Below are 19,129 nucleotides of genomic sequence, written 5' to 3' on the forward strand. Positions count from 1 at the left end.
GGTCAGCTTGCTGCCGCCAGGCTCTGCATCCGCTTGAGATAGCGGGCGAGCACGTCGATCTCGAGGTTCACTTCGCGGCCCGGTGCCAGTGTCCCCAGCGTGGTGACTTCGGCGGTGTGCGGGATGATGTTGAGCATGAAGTGGCAGCTGCCGTCTGCCTGATCGGCCAGATCGTTCACCGTCAGCGAGACACCGTCGACGGTGATCGAACCCTTGGCGGCGATATAGGGGGCCAGCTCCTGCGGCGCGGAGACGACGACGTGCCACGAGCCGCCGATGCGGTCCACCGAGACGACGTGGCCGACGGCATCGACATGACCGGTGACGATGTGGCCACCCAGTTCATCACCCAGCTTCAGTGCCGGTTCGAGATTGAGCGCGGCGTGTTCGTGCCACTGCGCCGGGGCGGTGCGGCGGATCGTTTCGCCCGAGACATCGACGGCAAACCAGCTGTCACCCGGCGCGCCGCCGCGATCGACGACGGTGAGGCACACACCCGAGCAGGCGATCGAGGCGCCGATCGCGATCTTTGCCGGGTCCATCGCGCAGGCGATCGTCACGCGGGTATCACCCTTGGTGGCGATGGCACGGATGCGGCCGACTTCGGTGATAATGCCGGTAAACATGGGTCTCTCCTTCAGCGGATGCGGTCGTAGACGTCCAGCGTATCGCTGCCAAGCCGTCGCTGATCGGTGAGGCACCAGCGGCCATGCGCATCGCCCAGCAAGCCGAGGCCTATATCACCGAGCCCGCGCCGGCCCGCACCGATCAGGATGGGCGCGCGGTAGAGCAGCAGGCGGTCCACGCGATCGGCCGCAAGAAAGGCGGCAGCAGCGCCTGCGCCGCCTTCGATGAGGAGATACTGCGCATCGCCGAACGAAGCCTCGGCGGGATCGGCAATCGCCTGCCAGCCCTCTGGCACCGGGCCACGCGTGAGCACCCAACGCGCGGGGCTGCGGACCGCAAGGCCGGGGAGGCGCACGTCGAGCCGGGGGGCATCTGTGCGCAACGTTTCGCCGCCGACGAGGATCGCATCGCAGCGAGCGCGCATGCCGTGGCCGTGGGCGCGCGCTTCGGGGCCGGTGATCCACTGGCTGGTGCCGTCCGCCATCGCGATGCAGCCATCGAGCGAGGTCGCGAGCTTGAGCGTGGTGTGCGGGCGGCCAAGGCGGGCGCGGGCGAGATAGCCTTCGAGCGAGCGCGTGGCAGCAGGCGAAGAGAGCAGTTCCGCTGCAATTCCCGCCTCTCGCAGCTTGGCGATGCCGGCACCGGAGGTGCGCGGATCGGGATCTTCACAGCCAATCACGACGCGCGCGACGCCCATGTGCCGCAAGACGTCGGCGCATGCGGGGCCGCGCCCGCTCTCATGCGCGCAGGGTTCCAGTGTGACATAGACAGTGGCACCGCGTGCGGCATTTCCCGGCAATGCCAGCGTTTGGGCCACTGCTCTCGCTTCGGCGTGAGGGCGTCCACCTTCGCAGGTCCAGCCTCGACCGATGACGCGGCCATCCTTCACGATCAGCGCGCCGACAGCGGGGTTGGGGCGGCTCAGCGGACGCCCGCGCGCCGCAAGCGCTGCCGCGGCATCCAGCCAGTCGTTGTCGCTGAAGGCCACCGGGTTCAGGGTGCCTTGGGGCTGGGGGCAGCGGCGGGCTTCACCACCAGGCGATCGAGCAGGGCCTTGGTACGAGCATCCTCCGCACGGGCCTGCGCCGCGCGCTCGGCCTTGGCCTGCCGGTCCATCGCTTCGGTATCCAGCCCGGTGGCGGCACCGACAGCCTTGTACATCTTGCGCACGTCCTCGGCGCGGGCCTGCTCTTCCGCCGCTTCGGCGCGGGCCTTCCTCGTCGCCTCGATATTGCCGGCGATGATCTCGGCATCTGTCCGATCGGCGCGCCAGCTTTCGAAATAGATCACTTCGGGCGGGCGGGGCAGACCACGGCCGCCCTGCTGCCACATTACCGAAAAGATGCCGCCCGTGACCAGCAGCGCCAGCGCCAGCGAGCGCAGGCGATACTCGCTCGGCGCACCCATGATCTGCCAGAGATCCTTGACGGCGCGCACCGGAGAGACGTTGCTGAAAAACTCTTTCATGGCGCGCTAGATAGAGTGTGACGACGCCGTGCGCCAGTGGCGGCGCGGGAGCATGGTACTTTTGGCCACCATCCGCGTGATCGCGTCGCCGGGCGCGCCAGGGCGAGGCGAGGGCGTGGCGGACGCGTGCGAAGTCAGCCGAAGGGGTGGTAGAGACCGCGTCCCTCTGCCTTGAGCCAGCGGTTGGCCTCCTCGATCGGGTCTTCATACAGCGCGGCGAGGTGTGCGTGGAAGGCAGGGCTGTGATCGAAGTGGGTCATGTGTGCCACTTCATGCGCGACGACCGAGCGGCGCACGAAATCCGGGGCCATGATCAGCCGCCAGTTGATGCGGATCACGCCGCGGCTGCTGCAACTGCCCCAGCGCCGCCGGGCGCGGGAAAGCGCGAGCTTCGGCAACGGCTGGCCGGCGCGAGCGCAATAGCGCGCCAGATCATCGCCCGCGAGCCGCAGCGCTTCGCCTTCCAGCCAGCGCTGCAACCGCGCCTCGAGGCTTTCGCGCGGGCCGCCGAACACCAGTGCGCCATCATCGAGGGCAGGGCGGCGCTTGGCCGTTTCGCACCATTCCAGCCGGAGGAACTCGCCGCGATAAGGCAGCGTGCTGCCGGGCGCGATCTTTGCCGGGGGCGGAATACGGGCAAGCTGCGCGGCCAGCCAGTCGCGGCGCTGTTCGGCAAAGTGCAGCGCATCGGCGGTGCGGCCCCATTCTGGCATCGAGATGCGCGCCTCGCTGCCATCATGCGCGAGGCGCAGAGTGATCCGGCGCGCGGTGCGCAGGCGCCGAACGACAACGGGAAGCTCGCGGTCTCCCACCTTGAGCATGCGGGTGGCAGGCTCTGCCGTCTGCGCATCGGGCTGGCGGCTGCGGGCCAGCAGGCGCGGGAGGGAGATCACCGCCGAACCCCGGATGCGAAGTCCTCAGGCACGATATGCTCTTCGAGCGGGCCGGCCAGCACCTCGCTGATCGCCTTGCCGATGACCGAGTGGCCGGCGCGGCGGACCTCCTCGCGGTCTCCGCATTCGAGGTAGTGCCAGGCCGGCAGCGGCTGGCCGTCCGCGCGCAGGCGATAGGCGCAGGTTGCCGGCAGCCACGGCACGTCGCGGACCAGACGGGGGGTCAGGCGCAGGCAATCCGGCACCATCGCCTTGCGGTGGCGATAGTCGGAGCAACGCCCGGTCGAGAGATCGAGCAGGCGGCAGGCGACATTGGTGTGGTGGACGTCGCCGGTGTCCTCGTCTTCCAGCTTGTGCAGGCAGCACTTGCCGCAGCCGTCGCAAAGCGCCTCCCACTCATCGCGGGTCAACGCCTCGATCGGCTTGTCCCAGAAACGACCGGAGGAAGGCAGCGAGCCGGGCATCAGGGCTTTACCGCACCCATTTGGCGAGTTCGTCGGCCACCGCATTCGCGTCCTTGTCGACCGGCAGCAGCGCGATCGGCTGGCCATCGGGCCCCATCAGGTAGGCAGCGCGGCTGTGGTCCATCAGGTAGGCGTTTGGGCCGGTCCCTTCGCCCTTCTTGTAATAGACCGCATAGGACTTGGCGACTTGCGCGATCTGCGCGTCGGTGCCGGTGAGCCCGGTCAGTTCCTTGCCGAAATGCGCGGCGAACTGGCCGACGATCTCGGGCTTGTCGCGCGCGGGGTCGATGGTGATGAACACCGGTGCCACCTTGGCGGCAAGATCAGGGTTTGCCTTCGCAAACTTGTGGTAGCCTTGCATCAGCACCTGCACATCCAGCGGGCACACGTCCGGACAGAACGTGTAGCCGAAGTAGAGCGCGCTGTAGCGGCCCTTGAAATCGGCCGCGCGCACGGTCTTGCCGGTCTTGTCGACGAGCGTGAAATCGCCGCCGATGGCCGCGCCCTTCAGCGGGGGCTCCCCACCGGGCGCGCCGCCGCACGCGGAAAGGACAAGCAGGGCCGAGGCGGCAAGCGCGGCGCGCAGGTGGCGCCGGATAGGTCTTTTGGGGTCCATGGCGCGGCGGTTCATGCTCTGCTAACCAGCCGCTTGCAAGGGGCGACTCTGTCACACAGGGGGCAGATCGGGCTCATGATGAACAAGGACAGGGCAAACGTGATGAGCGACTGGTCGGGGATGAGGCGCGGGTTTCGCGCAGTGGCCGCCGCTGCCGCGCTGCTTGGCGCGCTCGGCGCGGCGCTTCCCGCGCACGCGCAGTTTTCGGAAAGCTACAAGTTCCTCGAAGCCGTGCGCAAGAAGGACGGCCAGAAGGTGACTGACGCGCTCAACGAACCGGGCTCGCAGATCGTCAATACCCGCGATGTCAGCACTGGCGAAAGCGGACTCCATATCGTGACAGGGCGGCGCGACCTCACCTGGATGCAGTTTCTCGTGGCGCATGGGGCCAACGTCAACGCACGCGATGCCAAGGGCACCACGCCGCTGGTTCTGGCCTCCAACCTCGGTTTCATCGAGGGCGTCGATTTCCTGATCACCTCGGGCGCCAAGGTGGACGAACCCAACAACACCGGCGAGACGCCGCTGATCACGGCGGTCCACCGGCGCGATCTGGCGATGGTGCGCGTGCTGCTGAAGGCAGGTGCCAATCCCGACCGCCCGGACAATTCGGGTCGCTCCGCACGCGACTATGCCATGCTTGATGGCAAGGACAGCGCGGTCGCGAACGAGATCGCCAGCTCTGCCAAGGGCGGCGCACAAGGTCAGAAGAAGACCTACGGCCCCTCGTTCTGATCGGACCTGCCATGATCGACGCTGCATTCGCCACTGGTACTGCCGACCTCTCGCTCGAGGACATGCGCCTCGTGCTGGCCCCGCACATCGCCGAAGCCGCCGCGTTCGACGGCTGGACCGAAGCTGCACTGAACGAAGCGGCCGAGATTGTCGGGATCGATCCCGCAGCGGCGCGCTTCGCGTTTCAGGGCGAGGGCGGACAGTCTGCCGCCATGGCGATGATCACCGCCTGGGCGGGCAGCATCGACCGCGCGATGGCGGAAGCGCTGCCGGCGGAGCACCTCGGCGCGATGAAAGTGCGCGAGCGGATTTCCGCGCTCGTCACCTTCCGGCTCGACCAGATCGCCGGGCGCGAGGAAGCGCTGCGGGCTGCATTGATCGAGATGGCCAAGCCCTGGAACGTGCCTGTGGCAACGAAGCTGGCGTGGCGCAGCGCGGATGCCATGTGGCGCCTCGCGGGCGATACCGCGACCGACTACAACCACTATACCAAGCGCGCGATCCTCGGCTCGATCTATGCCGCGACCCTTGCTGTGATGGCCGAGGACAAGAGCGAGGACCGCGAGGAGACCCGCGCATTCCTCGCCCGCCGGATCGACGGGATCATGCGCTTCGAGAAGGCCAAGGCGCGCTTCACCAGACCTAGCGACGAGACCTTCAGTGTGACGAGGCTGCTCGGACGGCTGCGCTATCCCGCCCGTTGATTTGCTCCGCTCACGCGGGCGGGGGATCGGCCTCACTTATTGCGAATGACTTGCAATGTCTCGGTCGCTGTGGCAGCGCTCCGGGGGTGACTCTCGATGAACTCCCTCTCGGCGCGACCGCGCGCATCATTGCAGCAGACTGGGGCGCGCTGGTGCCCGAGGAAGCGCAGCGACTCCGTGCGTTGGGGGTCGAGGAGGGAGCCGAGGTGCGCCTTGCCTATCGCGGCGTATTCCTCGCGCGGGATCCCATCGCCATCGAGATCGCGCGGATGACCGTGGCGCTGCGGCGCGTCCACGCCCGGGCCATGCAGGTCGAAACCATGCCGAGCGGCGGGACGGCCTCGGCAGCATGACCCGGCAGACCATGATCGCCGCGCTTGTCGGCAATCCCAACGCGGGCAAGAGCGCGCTGTTCAATGCGCTGACCGGAGCGCGGCAGAAGATTGCCAACTATCCGGGCGTGACCGTCGAGCGCAAATCGGGGCGTATGCTGCTGCCCAGCGGCGAGCCGGTCGAACTTGTGGATCTGCCCGGGTCCTACAGCCTCAATCCCTCCAGCCCGGACGAGGAAGTCACGCGCGACGTGATCTTTGGCCGCATGGCGGGGCAGGCACAGCCCGATGTGCTGGTGATCGTGCTCGATGCCTCGAACCTCGAGCAGCATCTGGTCTTCGCGCAGGAGATTATCGAACTGGGGCGTCCGGTGATTGTCGCGCTCAACATGGTCGATCTTGCCGAACGTGATGGGCTGGTGATCGATGCCGGGGCCCTCTCCTCGGCGCTCGGCGTGCCGGTGTTCCCCACCGTGGCTGTGCGCCGGCGCGGGCTTGCCGACCTGACAGCGGCGGTCGCGGCGCTGCGTGACCGGTCGCTGGACGCAGAACCCGCGCATCGCCCGCATGTCACCGCGCCGGAGCGGCGTATGCTGGCGCGCCAGATTGCGCGCGGTGCGATTCTCTCTGAAACCGCGCAGCATCGCATCCATACGCAGCTTGACCGGGTGCTGCTGCATCCGTGGCTGGGGCCGCCGGTGCTGCTTGCGCTGCTCTTCGTGGTGTTCCAGGCCGTGTTCAGCTGGGCGAAGCCGCTGCAGGATGGGCTCGACAACGCCTTTTCGGGCATCGGCGATCTGGTCCGCAGCGAACTGCCCGCCTCGTTGCTGCGCGATTTCCTCACCGACGGGGTGATCGCGGGCGTCGGTTCGGTGGTTGTCTTCCTGCCGCTGATCCTCATCCTCTTCTTCTTCATCCTCACGATGGAAGCGACCGGCTACATGGCTCGCGCCGCTTTCCTGATGGACCGCGCGATGGCCGGTGTCGGCCTCTCCGGCCGCAGCTTTATCCCGCTCCTATCCAGTTTTGCCTGCGCGGTGCCCGGAATCATGGCGACGCGGAGCATCACCGATCCCAAGGACCGCCTGACGACGATCCTGATCGCGCCGCTGATGACCTGCTCGGCGCGCCTGCCCGTCTATACCGTGATCATCGGCGCCTTCGTACCGAGCAGGCAGGTTCTGCCCGGCATCGGCCAGCAGGGCCTCGTGCTGTTCGGGCTCTATGTCTTCGGTGTGCTGGGCGCGATGGGCGCGGCGCTGCTGCTGCGACGGACCGTCACCAAGGGTGCGGCCTCCGGCTTCATCATGGAGATGCCCAAGTACCAGCTGCCGACGGTGAAGGACCTCGCGCTTGGCCTGTGGCAGCGCGCCTATGTGTTCCTCCGCCGCGCGGGCACGATGATCCTCAGCGTCACGGTGGTGCTGTGGCTGCTGCTCAATCTCCCGCGGGCAGAGAACCCACAGGATCAGGTCGACAGCTCGATTGCCGGCCACATCGCCAATGGCCTTGCGGTAGTGATCGAACCCATCGGCTTCAACCGCGATATCGCGCTGGCGCTGATCCCGGCGATGGCCGCGCGCGAGGTGGCGGTGAGCGCGCTCGCCACGACCTATGCCGTGGGCGCTAGCGACGACGAGGCGCAAGGCAAGACGCTCGGCGCGCAGTTGAAGACACACTGGAGCCTTGCCACCGCGCTCGCCTTCCTTGCGTGGTTTGTCTTCGCGCCGCAGTGCATGTCGACTATCGCGGTGACCCGGCGCGAGACCAACGGCTGGAAATGGCCAGCGTTCATGCTCGTCTACCTGTTCGGCCTTGCCTATGTGGCAGCGGGGCTCACCTACTGGACTGCGGTGGCCTTCGGTCTGGGTTAGGTGTGGGAAATGGGCGCAGCCGGACTCGCCCTCTTTAGCGCCACGGGCTAGGCCTTGGCCTCACACGGTACAGGATCGCGAATCAATGGCAGGCAGCGTCAACAAGGTCATTCTGATCGGCAATCTCGGGCAGGATCCCGAGGTGAAGAGCTTCCAGAACGGCGGGCGCATCGCCAACCTGCGCATCGCCACCAGCGAGCAGTGGAAGGACAAGGCCACCGGCGAGCGCAAGGAGCGCACCGAGTGGCACTCCGTCGTGCTCCAGTCCGACGGGCTGGTCGGCGTGGCCGAGCGCTATCTGAAGAAGGGCAGCAAGGTCTATATCGAAGGCCAGCTGCGCACGCGCAAGTGGCAGGACCAGAGCGGCAACGACCGCTACACGACCGAGATTTCGGTCGGCGTCGGCGGTTCGCTGACCATGCTTGACGGTCCGCAGGGCGGTGCGGGTGGCGGCGGCATGGGCGGTGGCGGCGGTGGCCAGCGCTCGGGTGGTGGCTGGAACGAGGGCGGCGCGAGCAGCGGCGGTGGCCGCTCGGGCGGCGCGTCTTCGGGCGGCGGCTGGAACCAGGGCGGCGGCGGTTCGTCGGGCGGTGGCTTCGGCGACGATCTCGACGACGATATTCCGTTCTGATCAGGTCCCGCGCGTATCGCCGTAAAGGTGGATGTGCAGCCGGTCGGTGAAGCGCCAGCCGTGCGTGAGCGCGGCGCCTGCCAGCCACTTCGACCGTTCGCGCAGGATTTTGCTGGAGGTGCCCTCCGGCATCACGAACAGCCGCTCGGCCGGGATGTGATAGATCGCCTGCAATTCGGCGACCTCGTTCACGTCATCCTCGTCCGCGACGACGAACTTGAACCAGGCCTTGGTGCTCGCCGCCCATTCGCGCAGAAGCGCGGGGACGAGGGCGAGGCTCTCGTCATTGCCGGAATGCGAGAGCTTGGGGCTGACGTTGAACTGATCGACCAGCTGGGTGATCGAGTGCGGCGGCGGCACGCTGCCGTTGGTTTCAATCTCGACCTCCAGCCCGGGCACAGCTTCCTTCAGCATCGGGATCAGGCGGCCAAGCGCCGGGGCCTGCAGCAGCGGCTCGCCGCCGGTGATGACAAGGCGCGTGGGGCGCAGGGCCAGAATGCGCATTGCAACCTCTCGCACGTCGAGCGTGATCTGGTTTTCGCTGCGCTCGAAGGTCAGGTCGTCGCGGTGCGGGCGGATATCGCCGGTGAAGCGCCAGGTATAGGCCGTATCGCACCAGCGGCAGGCAAGGTTGCAGCGCGAGAGCCGCACGAACACGCAAGGCCGCCCCGCCGAAGGGCCTTCCCCCTGCAGCGAGGGGAAGATTTCCGGCTCCCCCGGCGTGGTCGTGGCAAGCGTCAGGCTCATCCGAGCCGTGCAAGAGCAGCGGCCAGGCGAGTTGCCTCGGCGCGGTGATGGGCATGGTCGGCGCGGGCCTTCTCGACCGCTTCGGGCTTGGCCTTTTCGGCAAACGCCGGGTTTGAAAGGCGGCCTTCGAGTGCCTTGGCTTCCTTCTCGGACGCGGCAAGCGCCTTTTCGAGCCGGGCCTTCTCGGCGGCGATGTCGATCACGCCTTCGAGGGGGACGATGAGGCTCGCATCCCCCGCACCGATCTGCATCGCGGCGCCTGCCGGGGCAGGTGCGAAGTGGATCGCGCTGAGGCGGGCGAGGCGCTCGATCGCGGCGGGATTGCTCTCGATGATCGCGCGCGTCGCGGCGCTCGGTTCGGGCAGATAGGCTTCGAGGCGCGCGCCCGGCGCGATGCCGAGTTCGTTCTTGGCGCCGCGCAAGTTGGAAACCAGCGCGATCAGCCATTCGACTTCGGCCTTGGCTGCCGGATCGACGCTGGCCGCAGGCGCAGGCCACTGAGCGACGATCAGCTCGGCAGACCGCTCCCCAAGCGCGTGCCACAGCTCTTCGGTCACGAAGGGCATGAAGGGGTGGAGCATGACCAGAATCTGATCGAGCACCCAGCCAGCGACAGCGCGAGTCTCATCGTCGAAGCTGCCCTTGATGAGCTCGATGTACCAATCGCAGAACTGGTCCCACACGAAATGGTAGACCACATTCGCGGCGGCATCGAAGCGCAGGTCGGCCATCGCCTGATCCAGCGCGGCGACGGTTTCGACCACTTCGCCGATGATCCAGCGGTTGACCGCGCTCGTCGCAGCTGGCGCAGCCACCGAAGTGCTGCCGCTGATGCCGTTGGCCATGCAGAAGCGCGCGGCGTTCCACAGCTTCGTCGCGAAGTTGCGATAGCCCTCGACCCGGCGCTCATCCATCTTCACGTCGCGGCCCTGGCTTTCCATGGCGCACATGAAGAAGCGCAGCGCATCCGCGCCGTACTTGTCGATCAGGCCCAGCGGATCGACCACGTTGCCCTTGGACTTCGACATCTTCTGCCCATCGGCAGCGCGCACCAGCCCATGGAGGTAGAGCCGCTTCCACGGCACTTCCTTCATGAAATGAATCCCCTGCATCGCCATGCGCGCATCCCAGAAGAACAGGATGTCGAAGCCTGAAATGAGCAGGTCGTTGGGGTAGTGCTTCTTGACCAGCGGCGCATCCGCCTCCGGCCATCCCAGCGTGGTGAAAGGCCAGAGCGCTGAGGAGAACCAGGTGTCGAGGACGTCTTCGTCGCGGGAGAGCGCGACGCCAGCGCCGGCCTTGGCCTGTGCTTCCTCCTCGGTCTCGGCCACGTAGCACTGGCCGTCCGAGCCATACCACGCCGGTATCCGGTGCCCCCACCACAGCTGGCGGGAGACGCACCACGGCTGGATGTTCTCCATCCAGTTGAAGAACGTCTTCTCCCAGGTCTTCGGCACGATCTCGATCGCGCCCGAGCGCACGGCTTCCATCGGCGCCTTGGCGAGTTCGCCCGCATTCACATACCACTGGTCGGTCAGCATCGGTTCGATCACCACCCCGCCCCGGTCGCCGAACGGCTGCATGATCACCTTGTCCTCGACCTTGATCATCAGGCCGTCGGCGTCGATATCCGCGACCACGCGTTTGCGCGCCTCGTAGCGGTCGAGCCCGCGATAGGCCTCGGGCACTAGATTGAGCGCGTCGATTTCCGCCATGGTTGCGCCGCCGCCCGCCGCAATTGCCTTCGCCCGCTCCGCCGCTTCGGCATAAGGCGCGCCATCGCTCCGCATCGCCGCCGTCTCGTCCATCAGGCGGTACATCGGGATGCCGTTGCGCTGCGCGACGCCGAAGTCGTTTTCGTCATGCGCGCCGGTGATCTTCACCGCGCCCGAACCGAAATTCGGGTCCGGGTATTCGTCGGTGATGATCGGGATCAGGCGGCGGTGCTCCTTGGGGCCCACCGGAATCTCGCAGAGCTTGCCCACGATGGGGGCATAACGCGCATCATCGGGATGCACCGCCACCGCACCGTCGCCCAGCATCGTCTCGGGCCGGGTCGTGGCGATAGCGATATAGTCGCGCACTTCCTCGAGCACGACGTTCCCCTCGGCATCGCGCTCGACATAAGTATAGGTCTTGCCGCCCGCGAGGGGATACTTGAAGTGCCACATATGGCCCTTCACCTCGCGCGCCTCGACCTCGAGGTCAGAGATCGCGGTCTTGAGCTTGGGGTCCCAGTTCACCAGCCGCTTGTCGCGGTAGATCAGGCCCTGATTGTAGAGATCGACGAAGACCTTCACCACCGCCTTGGTGAAGTGCGGGTCCATCGTGAACTGCTCGCGGCTCCAGTCCATCGAGCAGCCGAGGCGGCGCAGCTGGCCGGTGATCGTGCCGCCGCTTTCGGCCTTCCACTCCCACACCTTCTCGATGAAGGCCTCGCGCGTGTAATTGGTGCGCTTGTCCGCCTTCGCTTCCATCCGGCGTTCCACCACCATCTGCGTGGCGATGCCGGCGTGATCGGTGCCGACCACCCACAGCGCATCCTTGCCTCGCAGGCGTTCGTAGCGGATGACGACATCCTGCAGCGTGTTGTCGAGCGCATGGCCGATGTGGAGGCTGCCCGTCACGTTCGGCGGCGGGTTCACGATGGTGAAGGGCGCGGCATCGGGGCGCTCGGGGCGGAACAGCCCGCGGCCTTCCCAGTGGGCATACCACTTGGCCTCGAGCCCGGCAGGCTCGAACGTCTTGGCAAGGGTGCCGGCGGCCCCCTCCTGCTCTTCCATCGTCGCTTCGGTCATGATGCTGCGGGCCTTGCCATCCCGCAGGGCGGCCTGCAAGCCCGCGAAAGGACTGCGGTCTGCTCGCGGCGCGCTTGCGGCCATTACCGATTTCCCGCATGTAAGCCCCTGACATGCGGGCCACAGCGGATTTTATGACCGAAACCGGCGCCGAAGGCAGCGCCGCGCTGGTGCTGACCGGCCCGTTGACCGTTGCCGCGCTGGGCGCGGTCGATACGCGGCTGCGCGCCCTTGAAGGGCCGTTCGCCGCGATCGACCTCAGCCGCGCCACCCGCATCGATACCGTGGGCGCGTGGACGGCGTGGAGCCTTTCGCAGCGTTTCGGCGCAGCGATCATCGGCGCTTCGCCTGAGGCGGACCGGCTGATTTCGGCCATCAGCGCGGTCGATGACAACACCGCTCCGGTCGAGGCGCCGCGCCTGCCCGTGCTGCTGCGCGTGCCCGAACATGTGGGCGTGGTGATGACCGGGCTGGGGCAGGGGATGCTCCTCGTGCTGGGCTTCCTCGGCCAGATCGTGCTGGCAAGCGGGGTGCTGCTGCGCCATCCCGGCCGCTTCCGGTTGCGGGCGCTGGTTCACCAGATGGAGCTGATGGGCGTCAATGCGCTCGCCATCATCGGGCTCATGAGCTTCCTTGTCGGCATCGTGATCGCGCAACAAGGCGCGGTGCAATTGCAGCAGTTCGGCGCCGAGATCTACACGGTGAACCTCGTCGGGCGACTGTCCTTGCGCGAACTGGGCATCCTGATGACCGCGATCATGGTTGCGGGTCGCTCCGGCTCGGCCTTCGCGGCGCAGCTCGGCACGATGCGGCTGACCGAGGAAATCGATGCCATGCGCACCATCGGCGTTTCCCCGATCGAGGCGCTGGTCATCCCGCGTCTGGTCGCGACGATGCTGATGATGCCGCTGCTGGGCATCTATTCGGCGGCCATCGGCATCATCGGCGGTGCGGCCCTGTCGTCGCTCACGCTGGGCATTCCCTTCTTCACCTTCCTCGCGCGCATTCAGGAAGTGGTGCCGCTGCACGACGTGTGGGTGGGCCTGATCAAGGGGCCTGTGTTCGGCCTGATTGTGGCCACATCGGGCTGCTATCAGGGTCTGCAGGTGAAGAGCGACGCCGAAGAGGTCGGCACGCGCACGACGGCGGCGGTGGTCATGGCGATCTTCATGGTGATCGTGCTGGATGCCTTCTTCGCGGTGTTCTTTTCGGAAGTGGGCTGGGGATGAGCCGCCAATGACCGAAAGTGACGGGCTCCTGACCGCCTGCGCCGCACCGCCCGAGCCGGGGAGCGAGGCTGATCTCCATCCCATCCGCGTGCGGGGGCTGAAGAACGCGTTCGGGGATCATGTGATCCATGAAAACCTCGATCTCGATGTGCGGCGGGGCGAGATTCTGGGCGTTGTCGGCGGGTCGGGCACCGGCAAATCGGTGCTGATGCGCTCGATCATCGGGTTGCAGATCCCCGAGGAAGGCACGATCGAGGTGCTCGGCAGCCCGATCACCGATGCGCGCGACGATGACGACATCGATATCCGCTGCCGCTGGGGCATCCTCTTTCAGGGCGGCGCACTGTTCTCCACGCTGACAGTGGCGGAGAACGTCGAGGTACCCTTGCGCGAGTTCTATCCCGAGATCACCGACGAACTGCGACACGAGATCGCGCGCTACAAGGTGCTGCTCTCGGGCCTCCCGGCGGAGGCGACGAGCAAATATCCGAGCGAGCTTTCGGGTGGCATGAAGAAGCGCGCTGGGCTGGCGCGGGCGCTGGCGCTCGATCCCGAGCTGCTGTTCCTCGACGAGCCCACGGCAGGACTCGATCCCATCGGTGCGGCCGCGTTCGACCAGCTGATCCGCAGCCTTCAGCAGACCCTTGGCCTCACGGTTTTCCTGATCACCCACGATCTCGATACGCTCTACGAAATCTGTGATCGGGTGGCGGTGATCGCCGACAAGCGGGTGATTGCGGTGGGCACGATCCCTGAACTGATCGCGACCGACCATCCGTGGATCAAGTCCTATTTCAACGGCCCGCGTGGCCGTGCCGCCAAGGCTGCCAGTGAACGCAGCGACGCCCATGGTATCGCTGCGGGAGCGGCAAACAAGCGCAACGGTGCTCTTGGCACTGCTGGTGATCAGGCATAGGGATAGCCGATGGAAACGCGCGCCAATCACATCTGGGTGGGCACCGTCACCCTGCTCCTCATGGCGGGGCTCGCGGCGCTGCTGATCTGGATCGCGCGGCTGAGCCAGCACGAGCAGAACGACTACGACATCTTCTTCAAGCAATCGGTCGATGGCGTCGCCAAGGGGTCGGAGGTGTCCTATTCCGGTGTCCCGGTGGGGCAGGTGAAGGAAATCACGCTGTGGGAAAAGGACCCCAGCTTCGTCCGCGTGCGTATCAAGGTCGATCGCAAGGTGCCGATCCTGCAGGGGACGACCGCCAGCCTGCAGGGCAGCTTCACCGGGGTTTCGACAATCCAGCTGTCCGGTGCGATCAAGGGGGCACCGCCGATTGCAGAGCCGGGGCCGGGGGGCGCACCGGTGATCCCGACCAAGCGCAGCGGGCTGGGCGAGATCCTTTCGACCACGCCGCTGCTGCTCGAACGAATTGCGACATTGACCGAACGGCTGACGATGGTCCTTTCGGATCGCAACCAGAAGGCTTTTGCCAATATCCTTGCGCATACCGACCAGCTGACCGGCAATCTGGCGAGCGCTTCGCCCGAGGTGAAGAAGTCGCTGGAGGAGCTGCAGCTGACATTGCAGCAGGCGACAACCACGCTGGCCACGGTGGACCGGCTCGCCAGCTCGACCGATGCCTCGATCAACGATCCGGCCAATGGCCTTGCCAAGCAGCTGCGCGTCACGCTCAAATCCGCACAGGCGGCGGCGGATTCGCTGCAGGCGACGATGAACGAGGCCAAGCCTGCCGCCAAGCAGTTCAACGACCGCACACTGCCCGCCTTCGAGGCCGCGCTGCGCGATATCGAGGCGACCTCGCGCTCGATCCGGGCGATGACCGACCAGATCGGCGAGCGCGGGATCACCAGCGTCGTGGGAAGCCCCAAACTGCCGGACTACAAGCCATGAACGCCCGCACGACTCGCACCCCCATAGTCCTTGGCGCCCTGTCGCTCGTCCTGCTCACGGCCCTTTCCGGCTGCGTGCGGATCGGCAACACCAAGCCGCCCGCCACCTTCCTCACGCTCACGTCGGACGCAGCGCCGTCCGCAGGCGCGACCAGCAGCGGCACGCTGCGCGAGGCGACGGTGGTGCTGGAACCTTCGGCGGCAGCCTCGGTCTCGGTGCTGCGCGTTCCGGTGCAGATCGATGCGGCCAACGTGGCCTATATCAAGGGCGCGCAGTGGGTCGAGCGGCCCAGCCGGGCGTTCCAGCACCTCCTGGCCGATACGCTGCGCGCACGGGGCAAGGGTCTGGTGATCGAGACGGAACGCGGCACCGTCGGCACCCGCATCGGTGGCCAGTTGCTCGCCATGGGCTTCGATGTCCGGACCCGTTCGGCTGTGGTGCGCTTCGATGCGATGAAGTGGCGACCTGACGGCCGGATCGAGACGCGGCGGTTCGAAAGCACGGTGTCCGGCGTCGATCCAGAACCCGATGCGATCGGACCCGCGCTCAACCAGGCCGCCAACAAGGTAGCGGGTGAGGTCGCGGACTGGGTGGGCTAGCCCCGCGCCAGCGCGGCAAAGCGGGCCGCAGCCGCGAAGGCGGCATGGCGGCGGGCGCGGCGGGCCTGGGCTTCCTCGTCCTTGCCCCAGAGCTCGGCCTGCCAGTCCTCTTCAAGATTGGCCGCATCCCACAGCGCGTCCACATCCGCACCCGGTTCGACAGCCATCAGCCCCAGCACCAACGAGGCGGCGAGCGAGGTGGTGGTCTTCACGGCGGCGAGGGTGAAGCCGTCGCGGCTCTCCAGATCCTCGCGCAGGCGGGCCAGCGTTTGATCGGGCTGCGGGCGGTGCATGATCCCGGCGACGCGCACGAATTGCACCTGCCAGCGCGCTTCGGCGGCGGTCAGCAGCGGATCCCACACCGCGCGCTGGCGGATGCCGAGCGCTTCGTCCGGTTCTGCGCGGTAGCACAGTGTGTCGGTCTCGGCGTAAGGGATAAGCTCGTCGACGACCGCCGCCTTGCCGGGGACGATCACGTCGAGCGCGTAGTCGGCGAGATCGCGGAAAACGAAACGGGCGGGATCGATCTCCTCGCCCTGGCCGGACCATTCGGCGGCGAGCGCCTCTGCCAGCGGAGCGGTGGGGACGATCTGTGCGCGCCCGCCGACGGTGCGCAAGGGGCGGCCATCCAGCATGACCCGGAAGCCGGTGCCACCGGCGGCGACGGTGACGGCCTTGTAGAACCGCTTCACGGACGGCTTTTCCAGCGCCGCGCGAGGAACACGGGCGCCGCGAAGAAATCGACAAGACCGGCGCCGACCAGCACATAGCCAAGAGCTTCGGGCAGTTTTGGCATCCAGCCGATCTTTCCGGAAATGATCAGCACGCCCGCAAAGGCGAGCATGGCGCCCGCAAGCCGCACCATTTGCAGCACTGCAAAGCGCACGGCGGCGGGATCCTTCCCCGTGGTCTCGTTCATTCCATGCCCTTCAACAGCAGGCGCAGTTCGGCGATCGAACCGGCCACTGCCTCGGCTCCGGCCTCGACCAGTTCGCGCGGGTGGTGATAGCCCCAGTCCACACCGATCGCGCGGACTCCTGCGTTGACGGCCATGGCCATGTCGAACGCGGTATCGCCGATCATCGCGGTCTCGCTGGCGGCCGCGCCGCTTTCGGCAAGGCAGGCCTCGATCATGCTGGGATGGGGCTTCGACGGATGGCGGTCCGCCGTCTGCAAGGTGATGAAGTGCCCGGCAAGGCCGTGCGAATCAAGGCAATGCGCGAGGCCGCGGTCGCTCTTGCCGGTGGCCACGCCGAGCAGCCAGCCTGCGCCCGCCAGCTCTTCGATCAGGCCGGCAATGCCGTCATAAAGCGGTTCGGCCACCTGCCCTGCCATGCGGCGCTCGCGGAAGGCATCGCGGTAGAGCTGGGCGAGCATCGCATGGTCGTCTGCCGTGGCGTCGGGGCGCAGGCGGCGCATGGCCTCGGGCAGGGAGAGGCCGACGACCCGGCGGGTGGCATTTCGGTCGGGCGGCGTGAACCCCGCAGCTTCGAACGCTGCGTCCATCGCCGCACAGATATCGGCCTGGCTGTCGACCAGCGTGCCGTCGCAATCGAAGATGGCAAGCCGCAGGGTCATTGGCCGAACTGCTCCATCAGTGCGGCGAGGGCGAGCTTGCCTTCGCCCTTCAGCCCCTCGACCACCCGCGCCCGCTCCTCGGTAGGTTTGTTCTGCGAGAGCTTTACCGTGGGACGCCATGCCTCGACCGTCAGCTCGAAGCCGACGATCATGTCCATCATGCGCTCGCGCTTGTTCCGAGCCATCTTGTCCATGGTCCACGGCATGCCTTCGGTCACGCGCGCCTCATGGTGGGTGGAAACCGCATCGAGTAGCGCGTGGAGGCCGTCCCGGTCCATCCGCCGCACGGGGCCTTCCATTTCGAGAGCGAGGTAGTTCCACGTCGGCACCTGATCGGGCTCGCCGTACCAGCGTGCCGAGATATAGCCGTCCGGTCCGTTCACCACGGCGAGCGCCCGTGCGCCATCGAGGTGGCGGGTCAGCGCATTGCCCAGCGCAAGATGAAAGCGCAGCGTGCCCGCGTCCGTCAGCAGTAGCGGCACATGGGCCACGCGCGGGCCGTCCGGCGTGGTCAGAAACACCATGCCGAAGCCGGTTTCCTCGATCAGCGCCGCATGGAGCACGCGGTCATCGCTGCGGAAGGCGGGATTGGGATGCATCAGGCCTTCGGGCTCCGGCGCGGCGCCCCGCTTGTCCCACCCCTGCCAGTGCCACTTTTGCCGGCGGGGGGCTTGCCGCCGCCACTCTTGCCCGGCGCCGGTGCACGGCGCACGGGCTTGCCGCCATTGGCGCTGCGCTCGGCCGCATTGCGTTCAGCCGAGGCGCGCCCGGCCGAGGCGCGGGCGAGCGCGGTGCCGGTCGGTGCCTTGCTGCCCGGGCCCTTCTTCACACCCGCGCGCGGCTTCGGTGCGGCGCGGCCGCTGGGCGGGGCATCGATGCGCTTGTGGCGCTCACCGCGGCGTTCCTTGCGGTATTCCTTGGCGTGGGCCTTGGCGGCGCGCTTCTCGATCACCTTGTCCGGGATCAGCTTGACCGGTTCCAGCGGAAGGTCGCCGTCGGCTTCCTCGAAGCCCAGCTGTGCCATGGTTGCCGCGAAGTGATCGGGCAGAGGCGCGGTCACGTCGAGGAGGTCGCCCTCGGGATGCTCGATCCGCAGGCGGCGCGCGTGAAGGTGCATCTTGCGGCTGATCGAACCGGTCAGGAACGCAGCTTGCCCGCCGTACTTGCCGTCGCCGACGATGGGATGACCAATCGCGGCCATGTGGACGCGCAGCTGGTGGGTGCGCCCCGTCAGTGGCTGGAGTTCGACCCAGCACGCGGCATTGCCCGCGCGGCCGATCACGCGGTAGCGGGTGCGGGCAGACTGGCCGTGCTCGCTCTCGTCGACCATCATCTTCTCGCCGCCGGTGCCTGGCTGCTTGGCGAGGGGGAGTTCGATCAGGCCGTCCTTGATATCGGGCACGCCGGTGATCAGCGCCCAGTAGATCTTCCGCGCGCTGCGCCCCGAAAAGCGCTTCGAGAAGAACGCCGCACTGCCGGGTGTGCGGGCGATGAGCAGGACGCCCGAGGTGTCCTTGTCGAGCCGGTGGACAAGCCGCGGGCGCGGGCTCTTTTCCTCTGCATAGGCGTCAAGCAGGCCGTCGACATGCTCGTGCGTGCCGCTGCCGCCTTGCGTCGCGAGGCCCGGCGGCTTGTTGAGAACGATGGCGGCGCGGTCCTGCGTGAGCACCATGCTTTCGGCAAGAGCGATCTGGTCCTCGTTCAGCGGTTTCCTGACCCGCGTGCCCTTGATCCCGGCAGGTGCACTGCCTCCCGGCGGCACGCGCAGGATCTGGCCCTTTTCGAGCCGCGTATCGACATCGGCGCGCTTGCCATCCACGCGCAGCTGGCCGGTGCGCGCCCAGCGGGAGACGGTGGCGAAACCGACCGCCGGCAGGTTGCGCTTGAACCAGCGGTCGAGCCGTACGCCGTCATCGTCCTTGCCGACGGTGAACTGGCGGACATCATCCGCGTTGCTGCTGCCGTTCATGT

General features: G+C 67.2%; 22 protein-coding genes. 9 read left to right on the top strand and 13 right to left on the bottom strand.

Translation table 11 applies throughout. The features are described from left to right. Positions 1–2 precede the first annotated feature (2 nt). From AQZ52_RS14345 to AQZ52_RS14370, 6 genes are all read right to left on the bottom strand, one after another. Positions 3–626, bottom strand: a complete 624-nt coding sequence (locus tag AQZ52_RS14345) for a riboflavin synthase (RefSeq protein WP_067912421.1) — start codon at positions 624–626, stop codon at positions 3–5. Positions 627–637: 11 nt separating this feature from the next. Then, complete coding sequence (ribD, locus tag AQZ52_RS14350; protein ID WP_067913981.1) at positions 638–1,624, bottom strand: bifunctional diaminohydroxyphosphoribosylaminopyrimidine deaminase/5-amino-6-(5-phosphoribosylamino)uracil reductase RibD; 987 nt, start codon at positions 1,622–1,624, stop codon at positions 638–640. Then, complete coding sequence (locus tag AQZ52_RS14355; RefSeq protein ID WP_067912423.1) at positions 1,621–2,094, bottom strand: hypothetical protein; 474 nt, start codon at positions 2,092–2,094, stop codon at positions 1,621–1,623. Before AQZ52_RS14355 ends, ribD begins: the two co-directional genes overlap by 4 nt. 134 nt (positions 2,095–2,228) lie before the next feature. Then, positions 2,229–2,987 carry a M48 family metallopeptidase gene (locus AQZ52_RS14360; protein WP_240481674.1) on the bottom strand — a complete coding sequence of 253 codons (759 nt, stop codon included), beginning with the start codon at positions 2,985–2,987 and terminating at the stop codon, positions 2,229–2,231. Continuing rightward, positions 2,984–3,451, bottom strand: coding sequence for a YcgN family cysteine cluster protein (locus AQZ52_RS14365; protein WP_067912425.1), 468 nt, complete (start codon positions 3,449–3,451; stop codon positions 2,984–2,986). Before AQZ52_RS14365 ends, AQZ52_RS14360 begins: the two co-directional genes overlap by 4 nt. Before the next feature lie 7 nt (positions 3,452–3,458). Beyond that, on the bottom strand, positions 3,459–4,082 hold the full coding sequence (locus AQZ52_RS14370; RefSeq protein WP_156424964.1) for an SCO family protein: 624 nt from the start codon (positions 4,080–4,082) through the stop codon (positions 3,459–3,461). 87 nt (positions 4,083–4,169) lie between these two features. Here AQZ52_RS14370 and AQZ52_RS14375 point away from each other — a divergent pair, with 87 nt between their 5' ends. The 5 genes from AQZ52_RS14375 to ssb all read left to right on the top strand — a co-directional run bounded on the left by AQZ52_RS14375 (position 4,170) and on the right by ssb (position 8,343). Then, complete coding sequence (locus tag AQZ52_RS14375; protein WP_240481676.1) at positions 4,170–4,802, top strand: ankyrin repeat domain-containing protein; 633 nt, start codon at positions 4,170–4,172, stop codon at positions 4,800–4,802. A gap of 11 nt (positions 4,803–4,813) precedes the next feature. Beyond that, complete coding sequence (locus AQZ52_RS14380) at positions 4,814–5,506, top strand: COQ9 family protein (RefSeq protein ID WP_082698063.1); 693 nt, start codon at positions 4,814–4,816, stop codon at positions 5,504–5,506. Between the two features lie 86 nt (positions 5,507–5,592). After that, entirely contained in the window at positions 5,593–5,859 is a 267-nt protein-coding gene (locus tag AQZ52_RS14385; RefSeq protein WP_067912428.1) for a FeoA family protein, read from the top strand. Further along, complete coding sequence (gene feoB / locus AQZ52_RS14390; RefSeq protein ID WP_067912431.1) at positions 5,856–7,712, top strand: ferrous iron transporter B; 1,857 nt, start codon at positions 5,856–5,858, stop codon at positions 7,710–7,712. The genes AQZ52_RS14385 and feoB overlap by 4 nt, the downstream gene beginning before the upstream one ends. 85 nt (positions 7,713–7,797) lie before the next feature. Then, the gene (ssb, locus tag AQZ52_RS14395) at positions 7,798–8,343 is read left to right on the top strand and encodes a single-stranded DNA-binding protein (protein WP_067912433.1); all 546 of its coding nucleotides are present in this window, start codon (positions 7,798–7,800) and stop codon (positions 8,341–8,343) included. On the opposite strand, the gene AQZ52_RS14400 is transcribed toward ssb, so the two are convergent. Together AQZ52_RS14400 and AQZ52_RS14405 are read right to left on the bottom strand one after the other, a co-directional pair. Beyond that, the gene (locus AQZ52_RS14400; protein ID WP_067912437.1) at positions 8,344–9,090 is read right to left on the bottom strand and encodes a 7-carboxy-7-deazaguanine synthase QueE; all 747 of its coding nucleotides are present in this window, start codon (positions 9,088–9,090) and stop codon (positions 8,344–8,346) included. After that, complete coding sequence (locus AQZ52_RS14405; RefSeq protein WP_420806451.1) at positions 9,087–11,888, bottom strand: valine--tRNA ligase; 2,802 nt, start codon at positions 11,886–11,888, stop codon at positions 9,087–9,089. Before AQZ52_RS14405 ends, AQZ52_RS14400 begins: the two co-directional genes overlap by 4 nt. A gap of 113 nt (positions 11,889–12,001) precedes the next feature. On the opposite strand from AQZ52_RS14405, the gene AQZ52_RS14410 reads away from it, so the two are divergent. From AQZ52_RS14410 to AQZ52_RS14425, 4 genes are read left to right on the top strand one after another with little or no spacing between them, the layout of a single operon-like run. Then, a complete protein-coding gene (locus AQZ52_RS14410; protein WP_067912440.1) occupies positions 12,002–13,117 on the top strand; it encodes an MlaE family ABC transporter permease in 1,116 nt (371 codons plus the stop codon). A gap of 7 nt (positions 13,118–13,124) precedes the next feature. Next, positions 13,125–14,033 carry an ABC transporter ATP-binding protein gene (locus tag AQZ52_RS14415; RefSeq protein ID WP_082698065.1) on the top strand — a complete coding sequence of 303 codons (909 nt, stop codon included), beginning with the start codon at positions 13,125–13,127 and terminating at the stop codon, positions 14,031–14,033. A gap of 9 nt (positions 14,034–14,042) precedes the next feature. Beyond that, a complete protein-coding gene (locus tag AQZ52_RS14420; protein ID WP_067912443.1) occupies positions 14,043–14,981 on the top strand; it encodes an MlaD family protein in 939 nt (312 codons plus the stop codon). Beyond that, positions 14,978–15,580: an ABC-type transport auxiliary lipoprotein family protein gene (locus AQZ52_RS14425; protein ID WP_156424966.1), complete on the top strand. Its 603-nt coding sequence runs from the start codon at positions 14,978–14,980 to the stop codon at positions 15,578–15,580. Before AQZ52_RS14420 ends, AQZ52_RS14425 begins: the two co-directional genes overlap by 4 nt. Here the strand turns inward: AQZ52_RS14425 and AQZ52_RS14430 are convergent. Genes AQZ52_RS14430 through AQZ52_RS14450 form a run of 5 tightly spaced genes read right to left on the bottom strand, consistent with a single transcriptional unit; the run spans position 15,577 to position 19,127 of the window. Then, positions 15,577–16,272 carry an ATP12 family chaperone protein gene (locus AQZ52_RS14430; RefSeq protein ID WP_067912446.1) on the bottom strand — a complete coding sequence of 232 codons (696 nt, stop codon included), beginning with the start codon at positions 16,270–16,272 and terminating at the stop codon, positions 15,577–15,579. The genes AQZ52_RS14425 and AQZ52_RS14430 overlap by 4 nt on opposite strands. Further along, positions 16,269–16,499 carry a hypothetical protein gene (locus AQZ52_RS14435; protein ID WP_067912449.1) on the bottom strand — a complete coding sequence of 77 codons (231 nt, stop codon included), beginning with the start codon at positions 16,497–16,499 and terminating at the stop codon, positions 16,269–16,271. Before AQZ52_RS14435 ends, AQZ52_RS14430 begins: the two co-directional genes overlap by 4 nt. Continuing rightward, on the bottom strand, positions 16,496–17,158 hold the full coding sequence (locus AQZ52_RS14440) for an HAD-IA family hydrolase (protein ID WP_067912452.1): 663 nt from the start codon (positions 17,156–17,158) through the stop codon (positions 16,496–16,498). The genes AQZ52_RS14435 and AQZ52_RS14440 overlap by 4 nt, the downstream gene beginning before the upstream one ends. Continuing rightward, positions 17,155–17,757, bottom strand: coding sequence for an FMN-binding negative transcriptional regulator (locus tag AQZ52_RS14445; protein WP_067912455.1), 603 nt, complete (start codon positions 17,755–17,757; stop codon positions 17,155–17,157). The genes AQZ52_RS14440 and AQZ52_RS14445 overlap by 4 nt, the downstream gene beginning before the upstream one ends. Continuing rightward, a complete protein-coding gene (locus tag AQZ52_RS14450; protein ID WP_067914005.1) occupies positions 17,757–19,127 on the bottom strand; it encodes an RluA family pseudouridine synthase in 1,371 nt (456 codons plus the stop codon). The genes AQZ52_RS14445 and AQZ52_RS14450 overlap by 1 nt, the downstream gene beginning before the upstream one ends. Between the last annotated feature and the right edge of the window lie 2 nt (positions 19,128–19,129).

The organism is Novosphingobium fuchskuhlense (assembly GCF_001519075.1).
Taxonomy (GTDB): Bacteria; Pseudomonadota; Alphaproteobacteria; order Sphingomonadales; family Sphingomonadaceae; genus Novosphingobium; species Novosphingobium fuchskuhlense.

Excerpts from the sequence above, each read along its gene's own strand:
- AQZ52_RS14345 (WP_067912421.1), bottom strand. The coding sequence starts at position 626 with ATGTTTACCGGCATTATCACCGAAGTCGGCCGCATCCGTGCCATCGCC.
- AQZ52_RS14355 (WP_067912423.1), bottom strand. The coding sequence starts at position 2,094 with ATGAAAGAGTTTTTCAGCAACGTCTCTCCGGTGCGCGCCGTCAAGGAT.
- AQZ52_RS14365 (WP_067912425.1), bottom strand. The coding sequence starts at position 3,451 with ATGCCCGGCTCGCTGCCTTCCTCCGGTCGTTTCTGGGACAAGCCGATC.
- AQZ52_RS14370 (WP_156424964.1), bottom strand. The coding sequence starts at position 4,082 with ATGAACCGCCGCGCCATGGACCCCAAAAGACCTATCCGGCGCCACCTG.
- AQZ52_RS14375 (WP_240481676.1), top strand. The coding sequence starts at position 4,170 with ATGAGCGACTGGTCGGGGATGAGGCGCGGGTTTCGCGCAGTGGCCGCC.
- AQZ52_RS14380 (WP_082698063.1), top strand. The coding sequence starts at position 4,814 with ATGATCGACGCTGCATTCGCCACTGGTACTGCCGACCTCTCGCTCGAG.
- feoB (WP_067912431.1), top strand. The coding sequence starts at position 5,856 with ATGACCCGGCAGACCATGATCGCCGCGCTTGTCGGCAATCCCAACGCG.
- ssb (WP_067912433.1), top strand. The coding sequence starts at position 7,798 with ATGGCAGGCAGCGTCAACAAGGTCATTCTGATCGGCAATCTCGGGCAG.
- AQZ52_RS14400 (WP_067912437.1), bottom strand. The coding sequence starts at position 9,090 with ATGAGCCTGACGCTTGCCACGACCACGCCGGGGGAGCCGGAAATCTTC.
- AQZ52_RS14405 (WP_420806451.1), bottom strand. The coding sequence starts at position 11,888 with ATGACCGAAGCGACGATGGAAGAGCAGGAGGGGGCCGCCGGCACCCTT.
- AQZ52_RS14410 (WP_067912440.1), top strand. The coding sequence starts at position 12,002 with ATGCGGGCCACAGCGGATTTTATGACCGAAACCGGCGCCGAAGGCAGC.
- AQZ52_RS14415 (WP_082698065.1), top strand. The coding sequence starts at position 13,125 with ATGACCGAAAGTGACGGGCTCCTGACCGCCTGCGCCGCACCGCCCGAG.
- AQZ52_RS14420 (WP_067912443.1), top strand. The coding sequence starts at position 14,043 with ATGGAAACGCGCGCCAATCACATCTGGGTGGGCACCGTCACCCTGCTC.
- AQZ52_RS14425 (WP_156424966.1), top strand. The coding sequence starts at position 14,978 with ATGAACGCCCGCACGACTCGCACCCCCATAGTCCTTGGCGCCCTGTCG.
- AQZ52_RS14435 (WP_067912449.1), bottom strand. The coding sequence starts at position 16,499 with ATGAACGAGACCACGGGGAAGGATCCCGCCGCCGTGCGCTTTGCAGTG.
- AQZ52_RS14440 (WP_067912452.1), bottom strand. The coding sequence starts at position 17,158 with ATGACCCTGCGGCTTGCCATCTTCGATTGCGACGGCACGCTGGTCGAC.
- AQZ52_RS14445 (WP_067912455.1), bottom strand. The coding sequence starts at position 17,757 with ATGCATCCCAATCCCGCCTTCCGCAGCGATGACCGCGTGCTCCATGCG.
- AQZ52_RS14450 (WP_067914005.1), bottom strand. The coding sequence starts at position 19,127 with ATGAACGGCAGCAGCAACGCGGATGATGTCCGCCAGTTCACCGTCGGC.